Genomic DNA, 344 nt, shown 5'->3' with positions numbered 1-344 from the left:
GGGTCGACGGAGCCGCCGATGGCGGCGTCGCCGGTGTTCTGCCAGGGGACCGGCGTGGTCCGCGAGGGCCCGGCGGGGAAGCGCCCGAGGTAGTTGAAGGCGAGCTGAGGGCGCGGTAAGGCGGCCAGCACCGGGCCGGTGGTGGGATTGAGGTGACGCAGCAGTCCGTAGCCCAGGCCGTCCCCCGGCACCGCCCGCGCCTGTTCCTTCACGGCTTTGAGCAGTGCACCGGCGGCCGGGCCGCCGGTGGCCGCCTCCGCCACGCCGATCCCGGCCAGGTCGAGCCGGACCGGGTGGGTGGCGGTGAACCAGCCGACCGTACGGGAGAGATCCGCCCCGTCCAG

At 75.3% G+C, this 344-nt stretch carries 1 protein-coding gene; it reads right to left on the bottom strand.

The genetic code is table 11. The annotated features are described in order from the left end of the window. Positions 1-344 (bottom strand): condensation domain-containing protein (locus tag HCK00_RS26725; RefSeq protein ID WP_240966252.1); only part of this gene is annotated, 344 nt, incomplete at both ends.

This window comes from Streptomyces zingiberis (genome assembly GCF_012034935.1).
In the GTDB taxonomy this organism is placed as follows: Bacteria; Actinomycetota; Actinomycetes; order Streptomycetales; family Streptomycetaceae; genus Streptomyces; species Streptomyces zingiberis.
The sequence above is the reverse complement of the archived record's forward strand: the minus strand, read 5'-3'. Positions and strand labels throughout refer to the sequence as shown.